1 protein-coding gene is annotated in these 239 nt (G+C 76.2%); it reads right to left on the minus strand.

The genetic code is table 11. From position 1 onward, the window contains the following. Positions 1 to 239, minus strand: a 239-nt coding sequence (locus F8274_RS31015; protein ID WP_151465941.1) for a hypothetical protein, incomplete at both ends; no start/stop codon positions are given.

The raw sequence follows: 239 nt of genomic DNA on the forward strand, positions 1-239 counted from the left end.
TCCACCATGGGGCGGCCGGGCTCCGGGCGGAGCCCGAGCACGGCGGCGATCTCGAACGCGACCAGCCCCGGGTCGGTCACCGCGGCCACGTCGACGAACCACACCCCGTCCGGGTACGCCTCGACCAGCCGCCGCAGCTCGGACCGCTCGGCCTGCCGGCCCACGAACGACGTGACCTGGGTGGGCAGGTTGTGCGCCACCGCGTCGGCGGTACGCGGCCGCGGGAAGCTCCGCTCCAG

It is taken from the genome of Micromonospora sp. AMSO31t (genome assembly GCF_008868175.1).
GTDB lineage: Bacteria > Actinomycetota > Actinomycetes > Mycobacteriales > Micromonosporaceae > Micromonospora.